The sequence below is a fragment of the Salinivibrio sp. PR5 genome (assembly GCF_001996085.1).
GTDB classification, from domain to species: domain Bacteria; phylum Pseudomonadota; class Gammaproteobacteria; order Enterobacterales; family Vibrionaceae; genus Salinivibrio; species Salinivibrio proteolyticus.
On sequence record NZ_MUFK01000006.1, the window covers coordinates 46,331 to 63,104 of the forward strand.

Annotated in this window: 14 protein-coding genes; 1 reads left to right on the top strand and 13 read right to left on the bottom strand. The window is 51.4% G+C overall.

The genetic code is table 11. From position 1 onward, the window contains the following. Positions 1-16: 16 nt before the first annotated feature. The 13 genes from rpoS to rlmD all read right to left on the bottom strand — a co-directional run bounded on the left by rpoS (position 17) and on the right by rlmD (position 13,850). Positions 17-991, bottom strand: a complete 975-nt coding sequence (rpoS, locus tag BZG82_RS04285; RefSeq protein WP_077765238.1) for an RNA polymerase sigma factor RpoS — start codon at positions 989-991, stop codon at positions 17-19. A gap of 97 nt (positions 992-1,088) precedes the next feature. After that, positions 1,089-1,994 carry a murein hydrolase activator NlpD gene (gene nlpD / locus BZG82_RS04290; RefSeq protein ID WP_077479937.1) on the bottom strand — a complete coding sequence of 302 codons (906 nt, stop codon included), beginning with the start codon at positions 1,992-1,994 and terminating at the stop codon, positions 1,089-1,091. Between the two features lie 33 nt (positions 1,995-2,027). Beyond that, positions 2,028-2,648 (bottom strand): protein-L-isoaspartate(D-aspartate) O-methyltransferase, encoded by a 621-nt coding sequence (locus BZG82_RS04295; protein WP_069591116.1) that lies wholly within the window; start codon positions 2,646-2,648, stop codon positions 2,028-2,030. A 78-nt stretch (positions 2,649-2,726) separates the two neighbouring features. After that, a complete protein-coding gene (gene surE / locus BZG82_RS04300) occupies positions 2,727-3,464 on the bottom strand; it encodes a 5'/3'-nucleotidase SurE (RefSeq protein ID WP_077479935.1) in 738 nt (245 codons plus the stop codon). Beyond that, entirely contained in the window at positions 3,445-4,482 is a 1,038-nt protein-coding gene (gene truD, locus BZG82_RS04305; protein WP_077765239.1) for a tRNA pseudouridine(13) synthase TruD, read from the bottom strand. The genes surE and truD overlap by 20 nt, the downstream gene beginning before the upstream one ends. After that, positions 4,479-4,958 (bottom strand): 2-C-methyl-D-erythritol 2,4-cyclodiphosphate synthase, encoded by a 480-nt coding sequence (gene ispF, locus BZG82_RS04310; RefSeq protein ID WP_077662278.1) that lies wholly within the window; start codon positions 4,956-4,958, stop codon positions 4,479-4,481. The genes truD and ispF overlap by 4 nt, the downstream gene beginning before the upstream one ends. After that, positions 4,958-5,656, bottom strand: coding sequence for a 2-C-methyl-D-erythritol 4-phosphate cytidylyltransferase (gene ispD / locus BZG82_RS04315; RefSeq protein ID WP_077765240.1), 699 nt, complete (start codon positions 5,654-5,656; stop codon positions 4,958-4,960). Before ispD ends, ispF begins: the two co-directional genes overlap by 1 nt. 42 nt (positions 5,657-5,698) lie before the next feature. Then, positions 5,699-5,977 carry a cell division protein FtsB gene (gene ftsB / locus BZG82_RS04320; RefSeq protein WP_069591125.1) on the bottom strand — a complete coding sequence of 93 codons (279 nt, stop codon included), beginning with the start codon at positions 5,975-5,977 and terminating at the stop codon, positions 5,699-5,701. 242 nt (positions 5,978-6,219) lie between these two features. Continuing rightward, a complete protein-coding gene (gene eno / locus BZG82_RS04325) occupies positions 6,220-7,518 on the bottom strand; it encodes a phosphopyruvate hydratase (protein WP_077455265.1) in 1,299 nt (432 codons plus the stop codon). A 77-nt stretch (positions 7,519-7,595) separates the two neighbouring features. Further along, the gene (locus tag BZG82_RS04330) at positions 7,596-9,230 is read right to left on the bottom strand and encodes a CTP synthase (protein WP_069591319.1); all 1,635 of its coding nucleotides are present in this window, start codon (positions 9,228-9,230) and stop codon (positions 7,596-7,598) included. Between the two features lie 140 nt (positions 9,231-9,370). Next, a complete protein-coding gene (gene mazG / locus BZG82_RS04335; protein ID WP_077662280.1) occupies positions 9,371-10,180 on the bottom strand; it encodes a nucleoside triphosphate pyrophosphohydrolase in 810 nt (269 codons plus the stop codon). Between the two features lie 48 nt (positions 10,181-10,228). Beyond that, the gene (gene relA, locus BZG82_RS04340; RefSeq protein WP_077765241.1) at positions 10,229-12,442 is read right to left on the bottom strand and encodes a GTP diphosphokinase; all 2,214 of its coding nucleotides are present in this window, start codon (positions 12,440-12,442) and stop codon (positions 10,229-10,231) included. Between the two features lie 91 nt (positions 12,443-12,533). Further along, a complete protein-coding gene (gene rlmD / locus BZG82_RS04345) occupies positions 12,534-13,850 on the bottom strand; it encodes a 23S rRNA (uracil(1939)-C(5))-methyltransferase RlmD (RefSeq protein WP_077765242.1) in 1,317 nt (438 codons plus the stop codon). A gap of 150 nt (positions 13,851-14,000) precedes the next feature. Here rlmD and barA point away from each other — a divergent pair, with 150 nt between their 5' ends. After that, positions 14,001-16,763 carry a two-component sensor histidine kinase BarA gene (barA, locus tag BZG82_RS04350; RefSeq protein WP_077765243.1) on the top strand — a complete coding sequence of 921 codons (2,763 nt, stop codon included), beginning with the start codon at positions 14,001-14,003 and terminating at the stop codon, positions 16,761-16,763. Positions 16,764-16,774 lie beyond the last annotated feature (11 nt).

Genomic DNA, 16,774 nt, shown 5'->3' on the forward strand with positions numbered 1-16,774 from the left:
ATCGCGATTAGAGCTGTTATTGCTCGACATTAAACAAAGACTCAATACTCAGTCCTTGCTGGGTCAGCATATCGCGCAGGCGACGCAATCCTTCTACTTGAATTTGACGCACGCGCTCGCGGGTTAGACCGATTTCACGCCCCACATCTTCAAGCGTGGAGGCTTCATGACCAAGAAGGCCAAAGCGACGCGCCAACACTTCACGTTGTTTGGGATTTAGCTCTTGTAACCATTGCACGATCGACTTTTTCATATCGTCGTCTTGGGTGGTGTGCTCTGGACCATCTTGTTTTTCATCGGCGATGATATCCAGAAGCGCTTTTTCTGAATCCCCACCAATTGGGTTATCCACCGAGCCAATGCGTTCGTTCAAACGCAGCATGCGATTGACGTCTTCAACCGGTTTATCGAGTTGGGCGGCAATGTCTTCGGCAGTCGGTTMATGGTCCAGTTTTTGTGCCAGTTCACGCGCCGTACGCAGATAGACATTCAGCTCTTTCACCACATGAATCGGCAAGCGAATAGTGCGCGTTTGGTTCATGATGGCACGCTCAATGGTCTGGCGAATCCACCATGTGGCGTAGGTAGAGAATCGGAAGCCTCGTTCTGGATCGAACTTTTCAACGGCGCGAATCAGGCCTAAATTGCCTTCTTCGACCAGATCCAATAGCGCGAGACCTCGGTTAGAGTAGCGTCGAGAAATTTTCACCACCAAGCGGAGGTTACTCTCGATCATGCGTTTACGCGCCACTTCGTCACCACGTAGGGCACGACGCGCATACAACACTTCTTCCTCGGCGGTCAGCAGGGGTGAAAAACCAATTTCACTCAAGTAGAGTTGTGTGGCATCTAGGGCTTTGGATGTCGCAGCGTGCTGTTGTACAGCCTCTTCAACCTCTTCGGCAACCTCTTCAACTTGCGCATCCAAGGTCTCGAAATCCACGTCTTGATCCAAGCCGTCCAGTTTTTTCGCGGTGTTAGTTTGGCTCATAGCGCCTCCCTTATGGCGTAGCAGCTAAGCAGAGCGCATCTCTGCTTTCACCGGCCCCGTCACACTGGTGGCTTGACGATATCACGCCTTTGTAGCGCTATCGCTTAGGCAAATAATGCAACGGATTGACCGATTTTCCTTTGTAGCGAATCTCAAAATGCAACCGAACACTGTTTGTACCTGTACTGCCCATTGAAGCTATTTTCTGCCCCTTTTTGACAGACTGGCCTTCTGAAACCAAAAACCTGTCATTATGTGCATACGCACTCAGGTAATCATCATTGTGTTTCACTATTATTAATTTGCCGTAACCTCGAAGCGCGCTTCCGGCGTACACGACCTTTCCATCTGCCGCTGCCTGAATGCTTTGTCCTCGTTGTCCAGCAATATCTATGCCTTTATTGCCTCGCTCAGTGCTAGAAAATCGCGATACCATTCGGCCGTTGGTTGGCCACTGCCAGCTTATCTGTTGGTTGGATACGCTCGCCGCCCGCGTGTTGTTAACAGCTTGTTTACTTTTTTGTTTAGTTTGACTGTACCCTGTGGCTGATTGGGCTTCAACTGCTTTTTGTTGCGAAACCGCCGTTTTTGCCTTCTTTTCTTGACCGAATTTACCATTTTCGGTGTTTTTACTAGAAGATACTGCTACCGCCGCAGCTTTTGCAGCTGAACTTGTGGCAGAGGCCACATTCGTTGCCCCGGAGGTGGACTTTGCCACGTCCGGGCGCTGATAAGCAGGCTTCCACAACGCTAAGGTTTGACCCGGATAAATAGTGTATGGCGGTTGGAGGTTGTTATGCTTGATGATGTCGTCAATATCACGATCGGTGATGTAGGCGATATAGTAGAGCGTATCGCCTTTCTTCACTTCGTAGTAGCTACCGCGGTAGCTTCCTCTATCGACACTGGAGTAGTCAGGCGTCACACTAGATACGGGCGCCGGGCCATGCCAAGCACACCCAGAAAGTATGACTACTGATAAAAGAAAAAACGCGATTTTCATCTGTTTTTAGTTTCTACTCCATAGATAGCGTAGTTAGGCCAGTTCACCGGCAACGAGAGGCACAAAACGCACCGATTCAATCGTTTCGGTCAGAAACTCTTCGCCCTGCCTTGTCACCTTGATAAGCGTTTGCTGGTGCTCTCCAACGGGGATTAACATCACGCCGCCTTCTGTCAGCTGTTGGCATAATGCATCTGGAATACGCTCTGCCGCCGCGGTGACAATAATCCCATCATAAGGGCCTTTCGCCGGCCAGCCTTGCCAACCATCGCCGTGCTTGGTGGCCACATTATAAATATCGAGCTGCTTGAGGCGTCGCTTGGCGAGCATTTGCAGCTGCTTAATCCGTTCAACGGAATAAACCTGATCCACCAGCTGAGCAAGAATCGCCGTTTGATAGCCAGAGCCGGTTCCTATTTCCAAAATGCGACTGTCGCGTCGCAAATTGAGCAATGTTGTCATCTTAGCCACAATATAAGGTTGTGAAATAGTTTGTCCCCACCCAATCGGTAACGCATTGTTTCCGTATGCTTGGTGAGTCATGGCTTCAGAAACAAACAGGTGCCGAGGCACTGCTTGCATTGCATCTAGAACGCTTTGGTTATCAATACCTTGTTGCTGCAAAAATTGAATAAGTGATTGCGCTTGACTCAACGTCTGCTTCCTTTATCACTGAGTATTAATCGAACGAAATAGGCTGGCGCGTTAAGTTCGCCAGCCTGTTTTCAGCAGTTATTCCGCTAACCACTGAGAAAACGCTCCGAGCGTGTCGTGAGCGGTAAGATCCACTTGAAGCGGCGTAATAGAAACGTATTGCTCCGCTATGGCGTGAAAATCCGTGCCCGGCCCAGCATCTTGCGTTTTTCCGGGCGCACCGATCCAGTATATGGGTTTCCCACGCGGATCGCCTTGTTTTATCACATCTTCGGCATGATGACGGGCACCAAGACGAGTCACTTTCCATCCTTTTAACGCATCAATCGCTACATCCGGCACATTGATATTAATCAGACGGTGACTAGGAGCGGCATGGCGTTGGTTTTTAGCCAAAAACTGCTTAATCACATGGGCGGCGGTATCAAAATGCTGATGACCACATAATGAAACCGCGATCGCAGGGGCGCCGAGAAAGAACCCTTCCGTGGCCGCGGCAACGGTGCCAGAGTAAAGCACATCATCGCCCAAGTTTGCACCGTGGTTAATTCCGGTGATCACGAAGTCAGGTTGCCACGGAACCAATTGATTCAGAGCTAAATGTACCGAGTCAGTGGGCGTACCTTGCACCGCAAAACGCCCGGGACCTAGTTCACGAACCCGCAGCGGATTTTCAAGCGTTAATGAATTCGACGCGCCCGAACAATTTCGATCCGGTGCAGCGACCACCACCTCGGCTATCTCACTCAGAGCATGAGTGAGCGTTTGGATCCCTTGCGCGTGGTAGCCATCATCATTACTGATCAGTATGCGCATCCTGCTCTCCTTGTTCTTGTTGGCTAATCAGCTCACGCATCACTGTGGTGGCGAAAGCACCGGCAGGCAGAGAAAAACGCACACACACGCTGTCTGTATCTAGCTCCCACGTCATGTTTTGCGGTAGCAAGCAGATCTCTCGACGGTCATGGCGCATGCGGTTATTGCGGATCACGGCCAGCAGGTCCGGCTCCTTATCGAGAATCGCCTGCTCAAACTGCTGCGCACTGTCTGTGGTAGGCAGTGCGTTGTCACCGGTCAGAGGGGCGGTAATACGCATCCCTTCAACGCCGGCTTGGTTGCAGGCTACCAGTTGGTCGGCATCGTCAACGCACAGATCACCCGCCAGTGTTTGGCTAAAACAGCCTGCCTCGAGACGTGCTGAAACCACGTGATTAAACAGCAATGAACGCGCCGCAGAGAGGTAAAAACTGCGCTTACTTTTATCTTTTACCTTGCGCTCACCCCGCCCCCATGCTCGCGCTGCGTCAAGGTTGTTCCCTTCACGGCCGAAACGCTGCTCACCAAAGTAATTAGGGACGCCTTGGGTTGCAATCGCCTCTAAGCGCGGTACCAACGTACTCGGATTGGCTAGGGCGCGGATCTGCAGCACAAAATCATTCCCGATAAGATCGCCGGGCCGCAGTTTTTGATGGTGGCGAGCGGTCGCTTCAATGCTCAGTACGCCAGGATGCGTAGCGACAAACTCGTTCAAATCAGGATCGGCTTTGCCCGGTAATTGTACGCTGAACCACTGCTCGGTCACCGCATGCCTATCTTTCAGGCCCGCCCAACTTACTTGTCGTGATGGCACACCGCATGCTTTAGCCAGCTCATTGGCCACATAGCGCGTATTCTCGCCACGCTTTTTGATTCGCACTAGGAAATGTTCACCGGCTCCCGACGGGGTAAAACCGAGGGTTTCCGAGACGTAAAAGTCGTCTGGCGAGTGTTTGATTTGGCCGGATTGAGTCGGCTGGCCATGCATATAAGCCAAGGGAGCAAGTACGTCTGTCATAGCGTCTCTTTTGTTAATAGCACAACGGCTTCACAAGCAATGCCCTCTTTACGACCGGTAAAACCGAGTCGCTCTGAGGTGGTTGCTTTTACATTAATGGCATCGATGGGGGCTTTTAGATCATCAGCAATCGTCGCACACATGGCGGGAATATGCGGGCCCATCTTAGGCGCTTGGGCGATGATAGTGATATCTGCATTGCCCAACCGATAGCCTTTGTCTTGTACTTTGCGGTAAACGTCGCGCAGCAACATACGGCTGTCCGCGCCTTTCCACTCATCACTGGTATCTGGGAAGTGCTGGCCAATGTCACCGGCCGCAATCGCGCCCAACAATGCATCACACAGGGCGTGCAGTGCCACATCACCGTCCGAGTGCGCAAGCAACCCTTGCTCATAAGGCACAGCGACACCACCAATGATCACCGGGCCATCACCACCAAATTTGTGTACATCAAACCCATGTCCAATTCGCATCATGATTTGCCTTCTTGTTGCGATAAGTAAAACTCCGCCAGCACCCTATCTTCAGGATGCGTCACTTTAATATTGCTGGCACTGGCAGGAACTAATAGCGGATGGCCGCCCGCCGCCTCAATCGCCGACGCGTCATCGGTTACCTGATCACCTGCGCTTGCCAATGCCGCTTTTAAGTGCAGGGTGGGAAACATTTGAGGCGTCAAGGCATGCCACAGTGCCTGTCTGTCGACAGTCTGTGCAATACAGCCATCCGGCTGTGCCCGCTTCATGGTATCGCGAACCGGAGCAGCTAAGATTGCGCCGTCAGAATGGCTTTGGGCAGCGTGAATCAACGCATCGATATCATTGTGAGTGACGCAGGGGCGTGCTGCATCATGCACCATCACCCAACGGGTCTGTACCGCCTCAAGCCCTGCTTGTACCGATTGCGCGCGCGTCGCTCCGCCTGTGACGACGGTAATATCCGGATGGTCGCCCAGTCCGGTCTCAGCGAAATAGCCATCGTTCTCACCGATCGCGATAATCACGCGGTCAATTGCAGCATGGCTTAGCAAGCGTTCAACGGTGTGGGTGATTAAAGGCTTACCTGCAAGGTGTATATACTGCTTTGGACAGTCAGCCTGCATGCGACTGCCTACCCCAGCGGCGGGCACCACCGCTGTAATTCCTAGTTGCAAAGAGGCTTTTTCTACCACGCGTTTTCTCTTTGATTAGTCCGCGAGCGTGCGGATGATGGGTTATCGCGTTGCGTCGACTAAACGAAAAAAGGTTTCGTCAGGTTTAATCATGCCCAACTCATTACGGGCGCGCTCTTCAATCGCTTCTTGTCCACGTTTGAGATCCGCGATTTCGGCATACATTTGTTGGTTACGCTTCACCAGCTTTTGGTTCGCTTGTTGTTGCACCACGACGTTTGCCTGAGTGTGCCAATAATCCATAACGCCATTCTTGCCCAGCCACAATTCATATTGCAGCCACGCCAGAGTGATAAATAGCGCAACAGATAGCAGTCTCATGGTTTCACTCCTTAGGTGTTCAGTGGATCAGCAACGCCAATTATGCTAACCGCATAGGCTAGCGGATCAGGCCGCCGGTGTCATGGTTTTCTGTTTATCTGGCGCATGAAGATGCGCTCAAACGCATCTCTTATCGATTTACACGCCCTTGAATACAAAAAAGCCGCCATAAAGGCGGCTTTTGGGGTCAACAGTGAAAGGCAAGGTGCCTTTCCATCACAGCCAATCGACTGCGACTTTTATTATTGACCTTTAACTTCTTTCAGACCGTTAAACGGTGCTTTTTCACCCAGCGCTTCTTCGATACGGATCAGCTGGTTGTACTTGGCAACACGGTCAGAACGGCTCATAGAACCAGTTTTGATTTGGCCTGCTGCAGTACCAACCGCCAAGTCAGCGATGGTTGCGTCTTCAGTTTCACCTGAACGGTGAGAGATTACGGCAGTGTAGCCCGCGTCTTTCGCCATCTTGATCGCAGCCAAGGTTTCGGTCAGAGAACCGATTTGGTTGAATTTGATCAGGATAGAGTTCGCCACACCTTTCTCGATGCCTTCTTTCAGGATCTTGGTGTTGGTTACGAACAGGTCATCACCGACTAGCTGAAGTTTGTCACCCAGCAGTTCAGTTTGGTGCTTAAAGCCATCCCAATCTGACTCGTCTAGACCGTCTTCGATAGACACGATTGGGTACTCTTCAGCCAGTTTCGCCAGGTAGTGGTTAAACTCTTCTGAAGTAAAGGTTTTACCTTCACCCTTCATGTTGTAGATGCCTTGCTCTTTGTCATAGAACTCAGACGCGGCACAGTCCATCGCTAGGGTGATGTCTTTACCTAGCTCGTAGCCTGCTTTCTCAACCGCTTCTTTGATCGCAGCAAGCGCAGCAGCGTTTGACTCTAGGTTAGGCGCGAAACCACCTTCGTCACCAACAGCAGTGCTTAGGCCTTTGGCTTTCAGCACTTTGGCTAGGTTGTGGAATACTTCCGCACCAATGCGCAGTGCTTCTTTCAGGGTTTTCGCACCCACAGGTTGGATCATGAACTCTTGGATATCAACGTTGTTGTCCGCGTGCTCACCACCGTTGAGGATGTTCATCATTGGTAGAGGCATTGAGAACTGACCCGCAGTGCCGTTTAGTTCAGCGATGTGCTCAAACAAAGGCATGCCTTTCGCTGCCGCAGCTGCTTTTGCGTTAGCCAGAGAAACCGCTAGGATCGCGTTAGCACCGAACTTAGATTTGTTCTCAGTGCCGTCAAGGTCGATCATCACCTGATCGATGTCAGCTTGGGCTTTCGCGTCTTTACCTAGCAGTGCTTCTGCGATTGGGCCGTTAACCGCTTCAATCGCTTTCAGTACGCCTTTACCCATGAAACGTGACTTGTCACCGTCACGCAGCTCTAGTGCTTCGCGAGAACCGGTAGACGCACCTGATGGCGCTGCCGCCATACCAACAAAGCCACCTTCCAAGTGTACTTCTGCTTCTACAGTTGGGTTACCGCGTGAATCGATAATTTCACGACCTAGAACTTTAACGATCTTAGACATTGTGATTCCTCTCGTCTGTCATTGTATTCAAAAAATAAAAAGCGGCCGCCCGTAAGGACTACCGCTTCACATTTGTGTTATAGCTCACCGCGCTGCTTTTTACCTGCAGCCGCAACGAACCCAGCGAATAGCGGGTGGCCGTCGCGAGGAGTCGAGGTGAACTCTGGGTGGAACTGACAGGCCACAAACCATGGATGTGCTGGGTTTTCGATGATTTCTACCAGCTTCTTGTCTGCCGACAAGCCCGATACAAGTAGACCGGTTTTTTCCAATTGTGGACGCAGCAAGTTATTCACTTCGTAGCGATGACGATGGCGCTCGTGGATTTGAGTGTTGCCATATAGCTGATGCGCTTTAGACCCTTCAGACAGGTGGCAAAGCTGTGCGCCTAGACGCATGGTGCCGCCCAAATCAGAGGATTCGCTACGCTCTTCCACGTTACCTTCTTCATCGACCCACTCGGTGATCAGTCCCACCACTGGGTATTTGCTGTCTTTGCTGAATTCGGTGGAGTTAGCTCCTTCCATCCCAGCAACATTACGGGCGTACTCAATTAACGCCACTTGCATGCCTAAACAAATGCCAAGATAAGGCACTTTGTTTTCACGCGCATATTGTGCGGCAAGGATTTTGCCTTCGACGCCGCGATCGCCAAAACCACCCGGAACCAAAATCGCATCTAAACCATCGAGCAGCTCAGTGCCGCGGGTTTCGAGATCTTGTGAGTCAACATACTTGATGTTGACAGTCAGACGATTTTTCAATCCGCCATGCTTCAGCGCTTCGTTGACAGATTTATACGCGTCAGGCAGTTCGATGTACTTACCCACCATACCAATGGTGACTTCGCCCATTGGATTGGCTTCTTCGTAAATAACTTGTTCCCATTCAGACAGGTCGGCTTCTGGCGCTTGGATACCAAAGCGCTGACAAACCAAGTCGTCCAGCCCTTGAGAGCGAATCAATGAAGGAATTTTGTAGATTGAATCCACATCCTTCATGGTGATAACCGCTTTCTCTGGTACGTTACAGAACAGTGCAATTTTTGCACGCTCATTGGCTGGAATTGGACGCTCACTACGGCAAACAAGGACATCCGGCTGGATACCAATCGATAGAAGCTCTTTTACCGAGTGCTGGGTAGGCTTGGTTTTCACTTCACCCGCCGCTGCCAAGTATGGCACCAAGGTAAGATGCATAAACATCGCACGCTCACGACCGACTTCCACTGTCAGTTGGCGAATCGCTTCAAGGAATGGCAGTGATTCAATATCACCGACAGTGCCGCCAATTTCCACGATCACCACGTCGTGACCTTCACCACCGGCGATGATACGGTCTTTGATCGAGTTAGTGATGTGTGGAATCACCTGAATGGTGGCTCCCAGGTAATCTCCGCGGCGCTCTTTGCGCAGAACATCCGCGTATACGCGACCAGAGGTAAAGTTATTACGCTTGGTCATTTTGGTGCGGATAAAGCGCTCATAGTGACCGAGGTCAAGGTCGGTCTCGGCGCCGTCTTCCGTGACGAATACTTCCCCGTGCTGGGTAGGGCTCATTGTCCCTGGATCCACGTTGATATAAGGGTCGAGTTTCATGATGGTGACGTTGAGGCCACGCGCTTCAAGAATGGCTGCCAATGAGGCTGCAGCAATACCCTTACCGAGGGAGGATACAACACCGCCCGTAACAAAAATGTAATTCGTCGTCATGCTAAACCTGAGAGTTGGATTTAGAGGAAATTAATGGAAATCTGGACGGGAAGTCATGATACCAGACCCCACTCACTCCCACAACGTGAAAACTATCACACACCATACTGTTTTTATTTGTCGCAAATCAATGATGAAACTTACAGCGTGTTGCTTTTTTCCTGCTTTTTGACCTGTTGCCACGCTGATTCCAGTTCATCTAACTGACATTCTTGAATATTTTTTTCATCATTGCGTAATTTAGTTTCAACTTGACGGAAACGTCGTTCGAATTTTTGATTCGCGTTACGCAACGCGGATTCCGCATCCGTGCCTACATGGCGTGCCAGATTCACCACCGAAAACAATAAATCGCCGATTTCTTCTTCCACCCGCGCGGGGTCTACCGGCGTGATTGCCAGCTCTTGCTCAACCTCGGCAATTTCTTCGCGCACTTTATCGAGCACCGGCGCTACCGCATCCCAATCAAACCCCACTCGCGCACAACGCTTTTGCAGTTTGTGCGCACGCACCAGTGCGGGAAGACCTAACGTAACGCCGTCTAACACGCTAGTGGGTTGTTCTGACGCCGCTTTGTCGGCACGCTCCTGAGCTTTAATCCCTTCCCAGTCAGGGCCGTGCAGCGGTTCACCTTGGCTGTCTTTAGGCCCAAAGACATGCGGGTGACGACGGGTGAGCTTGTCACAAATCGCCCCCACGACGGCATCAAAATCAAAGCGATTTTGCTCGCGTCCCAATTGACTGTAGAACACTATTTGAAAGAGTAAATCGCCTAATTCATCTTTTAGGTCCGACCAGTGTTCACGCTCAATGGCATCGGCCACTTCGTAGGCTTCTTCGAGCGTGTGAGGCACGATAGAGGCAAAGGTTTGGGCTTTGTCCCAATCGCACCCTTTTTGAGGGTCGCGCAAGGTCGCCATGATAGTCAGTAAATCGTCAATCGACGCCATACTTCGTTATCCTTAAAAAAACGCCCTGTCGATAACAGGGCGTGATGTTTATCTGAGTCGTTTGGCCTCTACCACATCCTTGACTTGCTCCAACCGATTCACAATTCGGCTAAGCGTGTCGAGATCGGAAATCTCTAAATCAAAGTCCATGATAGACATCTGCTTTTTGTAATCGACGCGGCTTTGCATGCCCGCAACGCGGACTTTTTCATTGCTGAGCACGGTATTAATGTCTTTGACTAATCCGGTCCGTTCATTGGCGGATAAACGAATGCGCACATGGTATTGCCCGACATGCCCTTTTCCCCAAACGGTGGCGATGATTCGCTCCGGCGCATGGTGACGAAGTTCGTTGAGCTGCTCACAATCCGCACGGTGCACTGAAATACCACGTCCTTGGGTCACAAAGCCCATAATGTCATCACCCGGTAGCGGCTGACAGCAACGCGCGAGGTGGGTCATCAGGTTATCAACCCCTTCAACCACCACCGCATCACGATGGGTTTTTCCACCTACGGTTTTTTGTTCACTTTGCTGAAGTTTTTCCAGCAACTGTTGCTCTTCTTCTTCCAAGCTTGGCTTGTTGATCAGGCTGTTAATGTGATTAACCACCTGATTGATGCGCAGATCGCCACTTCCGACCCCCGCATACAGCTCTTCCAGTGAATTCACATTGAAGCGCTTGAGCGCCAAACTCGCATCTTTACTGGCACCGCCAATTTTTTGTAGTTCGGTATCGAGAATTTCTTTACCCGCGGCAATGTTTTTATCTCTGTCTTGTTTGCGGAACCAAGCGTTGATTTTTGCCCGCGCTCGGCTCGAATTCACAAAGCCTAAGCTTGGGTTCAGCCAGTCACGTGAGGGGTTGGGCTCTTTTTGGGTGATAATTTCAACCTGATCCCCCATCTGTAAGTGATAGGTGAAAGGCACAATGCGTCCTTCTACCTTGGCACCAATGCAACGATGGCCAACTTCGGAGTGAATGTGGTAGGCAAAGTCGAGCGGCGTCGCACCGCTTGGCAAGTCGACCACATCACCACGCGGTGTAAAGGCATACACGCGATCATCAAAGACTTGGCTACGCAACTCATCCAGCATTTCGCCTGAGTCTGACATCTCTTCTTGCCACGCCAAGAGTTTTCGCAGCCAGGTAATTTTCTCATCATAGCCACTGCGTCCACTGGCCGAGCCTTCTTTGTACTTCCAGTGCGCCGCCACCCCGAGCTCCGCATCATCATGCATTTGACGGGTGCGAATTTGAATTTCGACCGGTTTGCCTTCCGGCCCCAATACGACGGTATGAATCGACTGATAACCGTTGGGTTTGGGGTTGGCGACGTAATCATCGAACTCTTTCGGCAAGTGACGATATTTGGTGTGCACCGCGCCCAATGCGGCGTAACAGTCTTGTAGTTCTTCGGCGATAATGCGCACCGCACGTACATCAAACAGCTCATCAAACTGCAGATTTTTTTTCTGCATTTTGCGCCAAATACTGTAGATATGCTTGGGACGGCCATAGACTTGCGCGTTGATGTGTGAGGCTTCCATCGCCTGCTGCAGATCATTGACAAACGCGGTAATGTAGTTTTCGCGATCGATACGCCGTTCAGCCAGTTGCTTCGCGATTTGTTTATAGGTCTGCGCATGCTGGTAGCGGAAGGCGTAGTCTTCGATTTCCCATTTTAACTGACCGATACCGAGACGGTTGGCCAAGGGTGCATAGATGTTGGCACTCTCTTTCGCCGCCTGCAAACGCACCTCTTCCGGTGCATCTTTAACTTCACGCAGATAGCAAATACGCTCAGCCAGCTTGATCACCACGCAACGGAAATCTTCGACCATAGACAGTAACATGCGGCGAACATTATCCACCTGTGCTGAGGTTGCTTCGGCATCGGTTTGGGTATTCAAATGACGGATGGCGGCAGTTTGCTGCACGCCCTCAATCAGTTTGACAATCGCGGGCGAATAGCGCTCTTCCAAGGTATCGAGCGCCAGCAATTTGGCTTCCACCACCGGGAAGAAGAGCGCGGCGAGGAGCGTGTCGGCGTCCATACTCAGGGTCACCAAGATTTCAATCATCTCTCGGCCACGCCACAGCGGTTGGCTCAGCGCCGTTTCATCCCCTAACGTACGACAATAATTGTACCCATCCAGCAGTGCTTGAGCGGTTGAGGCGTCTTGTCCTAACCGCGCAATCCAAGTTTGAAGATCAAAGGCTTCATCTTCATGCAGATGGGCTTCTCGTACCGCAACCATAACTGTTCCTATCCTTATCTTTCGCCTCAGCGAAAGAGGCATATCCATGTTTAACCGCGTGGCTTTAGATCGAACACATCATTGACGACGCCTAGCGTCGAAACAGTGCCATGGATTCCAAATGCCCTGTTTGCGGAAACATATCAAGCATACTCAAGCGAGTTAGTTGGTAACCCTGTGCCAACAACACGCGACTATCCCGCGCCAGCGTTGCTGGGTTGCAGGACACGTAAACAATGTGTGTAGCGCTAGATTGTGCCACAAAGTCCATCACTCCGGCAGCCCCTGCTCGGGCAGGATCGAGCAGGATTTTATCAAATGCGTGCTGTGTCCAGTCCCCATTCAGCGTCTCACCATTGAGATCCGCTTGGTAAAACTGCGCATTGCTCACTTGGTTGACCTTCGCATTATCCTGAGCTTGCGACACCATCTCCTCAACCCCTTCTACCCCAATCACGGTTTTCGCCCGTTTCGCCATGGGGATGCTGAAGTTGCCAAGACCACAAAACAGATCCAACACCACATCGGTTGACGCAAGTTCTAGCCAGTTTAGTGCTTGGGCGACCATCTGTTGGTTCACCGCCGCGTTGACTTGGACAAAGTCGCCAGGCTGAAAATAGAGGCGGGTTTGTTGGCTCTCGTAATACGGAGGCTCGCCCACCACTCGTTCAAGCGGCCCTTCAGCTTGCTGCCAATACAACATGCAGCCTGTCAGCTCTGCCCATGCTTGAAGCGCTTGCCTATCTTCTGCATGTAACGCCTTGGTGGTGCGCAACGACGCAATACAGCCATTGTCTGCCTCAATCAAATCAACATGGCCGAGGATTCGGCGTCCTCGCAGCCCATCTAAACAAGGCCGCAAGCTGGCAAGCAGCTGATTTAAGGGTTCACTAAGGACAGGACAGTGGTCCACATCGACAATGGCATTGCTTTGACGAGCGCGAAACCCCATGGTCAGCGCCCCTTTATTGTCGACTTTTAAGCTGATGCGCGCACGACGACGATACTGCCAAGGGCTATCGATGGCGCCATCCGACAGCTCGACCGTCTCGTCTCCGGCAAATTTTTCAATCAATTCTGTCAGCACTGCGCGCTTGTGTGCCACTTGGCCTGAGTGGCTTAAATGCTGCAAACTACAGCCGCCACATTGCTGATACAAAGGACAAGCCGGCTCAATGCGAGTTTCCGCGCGCTGATCGAGTTTAATCAGTTTGGCCCGCGCATACTGACGCTTTTGCTCGGTGAGCTGCACCAGCGCCTGTTCACCGGGCAAGGTGCCCGGAACAAAAACAGGTTTTTTCTGCCAATAGCCGACCCCATCACCGTGGTGGTCGAGGCGTTGAATCGCGAGCAGCTGATGCTTTTGTTCAACGTTTTTTTTCTTCTGAGGCTTAAAAAAGCGCGCCATGGTGGATTCCAGTGTCAAAGTGCTTGTCGTCGCAAGCGAGTCAAAGAGGTCCTGCCAGTGGGAGTTGTGATAGTTCGCTGACTATTTAGTTATTGAATCATGTACACTGGCAGCTAATTACAGCCATTATTTTCCCATAGTTTATCCAGCATGACCAAATATGGACTCCGCACCCGTGTCTCCGTGTTGACCATTGCGCCTACCTTGATTGTTGGCCTCCTGCTGAGTGCGTTCTTTACCAGCACGCGTTATCAGGACTTGGAACAACAACTTACCATCACAGGGTCTGCCATTATCGAGCCTTTGGCGATTGCCAGTGAGGTTGGATTAAAAAACGATAGCCGCGAAAATGTGCGACGCTTAATTGGCTTTGCGCACCGCCAGCACTCCCAGTTTGTACGCAGTATTGCGGTGTTCGATCGCCACAACGAATTGTTTGTTACCTCCAACTATCACCGTGATTTGGCGATGCTATCGGTCAATAATGGCCAACCCATCCCGACCCAGTTACAGGTAAGCCAACAGCAAGAGACCCTGATTTTACGGGCGCCTATTCTGGAAATTGGCCGTTTTACGCCTGGGTTAAACGTCGAGCGCCCCTTAGGCTATATTGCAATGGAGCTGGATCTAAGCTCGGTGCGGCTAAAGCAATATCAAGAGATGATCACCGCATTGGTGATGGTCGCACTCGGCGTGATCCTCTCATGCTTCTTTGCATACCGATTGATCTCAGATGTCACCCATCCTATTGCGAATATGGTGAGCTTAGTCGATAGGATCCGTCGCGGGCACTTGGATGTTCGTATTGAAGGCGAGCTGCTGGGTGAGCTCGATACCCTCAAAAATGGCATCAACGCCATGGCTATTTCGCTTTCCGAGTATCATCTGGAAATGCAGCAAAGCATTGATCAGGCTACCTGTGACTTACGCGAAACCCTCGAGCAGCTCGAGATCCAAAACGTTGAATTAGACATCGCCAAAAAGAATGCTCAAGAAGCCGCTCGGGTGAAATCTGAGTTCTTAGCGAATATGTCTCACGAGTTGAGAACGCCTTTGAACGGGGTGATTGGCTTTACCCGGCAGATGTTGAAAACAGAGTTGAGCAGTAGCCAACGCGATTACTTGCTAACCATAGAAAAGTCCGCCAATAACCTGTTGACCATCATCAACGACATTCTCGACTTCTCCAAACTCGAAGCTGGGAAACTGCTGCTGGAAAACATTCCTTTTGACTTCCAAGATATGCTGGATGAAGTCATGCGTCTGCTCGCACCCATGGCGCATGAAAAAGGGTTGGAGCTAACCTTACGTGCCGATGCCCGTATCCCTGCTGGCGCGGTTGGTGACCCGTTACGTATTCAGCAAGTGCTGATCAACTTGATTGGTAATGCCGCCAAATTCACAGAGCGCGGCAACATTGATGTCAGTGTCGATTTAAAACAGCTACATGATGAAACCATGGAGCTGCAGTTTATGGTCAAAGATACCGGCATTGGCATCTCAGAGCGCCAGCAAGCCCAGCTTTTCCAAGCCTTCCGTCAGGCCGATGCCAGTATCTCACGCCGTTATGGCGGGACAGGCCTTGGGTTGGTGATCACCCAAAAATTGGTGCAACAGATGGGCGGGGACATCGGCTTTACCAGCCGCCTCCACCAAGGTTCTTCATTCTGGTTTACGTTGAAACTCACGCAGACTGATTTACCCGTCTCGCAGCCAATTGATATCGAGCCGCTGGTTGGACGCGATCTGGTGATTGTTGAACCCAACCCTCGCACACGGGAAATCCTCCGTCATCGATTAGGACAAGTGGGGTTAAACATCGATACCGTCGCCGATGTCGAGATGCTCAGCGATCACGCATACACCTTTGCGCTGTTATGTTTTGACGCCGGAAAAATGCCGGAAATCGAAAGCATGAAACAAGCCGTGCTCGCCTGTGAGCAGCGAGCAAACAGCGTGATTGTGTGTCTACCGACCACAGAGCTGGAAGCCTCCGAACACTTATTAAAAGCCGGCGTCAGCGCCTGCATTGCGAAACCTATCCCACAACGCAAGCTCCTTGAGACATTACTGGGCTCGCCCGAGCCTACGCCGCTGCCACTGCCCAAACCCAGCAGCCATCAAAAAGCGCCGTACACAGTGATGACCGTGGATGATAACCCCGCCAACTTAAAGCTGATCACTGCCTTGCTGGCCGAACGGGTCGAGAAAGTGGTGACTGCCGAAAATGGGGTAAAAGCCTTAGCGCTTGCCCACCAGCAAGCCTTCGACATCATCTTAATGGATATCCAAATGCCAGAAATGGATGGGGTCACCGCTTGTCAGGAAATTCGTAAAGCGGGCATGAACCAGCAAACGCCTATTGTGGCTGTCACCGCTCATGCGATGCCGGGCGAGCGAGAGCGCTTATTGGAAGCGGGCATGGATGACTATCTCACCAAACCGATTGAAGAGGCCATGTTAGAAAGCACCCTCGCGCGCTGGCTACGCTTTGACGAACTTTCCGCCGTGACAGTGAGTGATGTGGAACCCGCCCCGAAAGCGGTTTGCACCGATCAAAGTGCGCGCCATCTCGATTGGCAACGAGCGTTAAGCCAAGCCGCGGGTAAAGAAGATCTCGCCAAAGAAATGCTAGAGATGCTGATTGCCTCATTTGCTGGTGTCAAAGCCATCGTGGAGCACGCATTGGCCGGTACCTGCTCTACCGAGGATTTATGGCAAGCGATTCATAAGTTGCATGGCAGCTGTGCATATAGCGGGGTTCCGCAACTCAAAGCGCTATGTCATGAGCTAGAAACGCAGCTCAAAGCGGGTGCAGATATCGACACCGTCGAGCCGGAATTACTGGAGCTACAAGACGAGATTGCCCATATCGAGCAGCTAGCGCCCCAATATTTGAACGACGAGGCGTAAAATACGTCGGC

What these genes read in the sequence shown, in the direction of transcription:
- nlpD (WP_077479937.1), bottom strand. Translation starts at nt 1,994, where the DNA reads ATGAAAATCGCGTTTTTTCTTTTATCAGTAGTCATACTTTCTGGGTGT.
- surE (WP_077479935.1), bottom strand. Translation starts at nt 3,464, where the DNA reads ATGCGCATACTGATCAGTAATGATGATGGCTACCACGCGCAAGGGATC.
- truD (WP_077765239.1), bottom strand. Translation starts at nt 4,482, where the DNA reads ATGACAGACGTACTTGCTCCCTTGGCTTATATGCATGGCCAGCCGACT.
- ispF (WP_077662278.1), bottom strand. Translation starts at nt 4,958, where the DNA reads ATGCGAATTGGACATGGGTTTGATGTACACAAATTTGGTGGTGATGGC.
- ftsB (WP_069591125.1), bottom strand. Translation starts at nt 5,977, where the DNA reads ATGAGACTGCTATCTGTTGCGCTATTTATCACTCTGGCGTGGCTGCAA.
- eno (WP_077455265.1), bottom strand. Translation starts at nt 7,518, where the DNA reads ATGTCTAAGATCGTTAAAGTTCTAGGTCGTGAAATTATCGATTCACGC.
- BZG82_RS04330 (WP_069591319.1), bottom strand. Translation starts at nt 9,230, where the DNA reads ATGACGACGAATTACATTTTTGTTACGGGCGGTGTTGTATCCTCCCTC.
- mazG (WP_077662280.1), bottom strand. Translation starts at nt 10,180, where the DNA reads ATGGCGTCGATTGACGATTTACTGACTATCATGGCGACCTTGCGCGAC.
- relA (WP_077765241.1), bottom strand. Translation starts at nt 12,442, where the DNA reads ATGGTTGCGGTACGAGAAGCCCATCTGCATGAAGATGAAGCCTTTGAT.
- rlmD (WP_077765242.1), bottom strand. Translation starts at nt 13,850, where the DNA reads ATGGCGCGCTTTTTTAAGCCTCAGAAGAAAAAAAACGTTGAACAAAAG.
- barA (WP_077765243.1), top strand. Translation starts at nt 14,001, where the DNA reads ATGACCAAATATGGACTCCGCACCCGTGTCTCCGTGTTGACCATTGCG.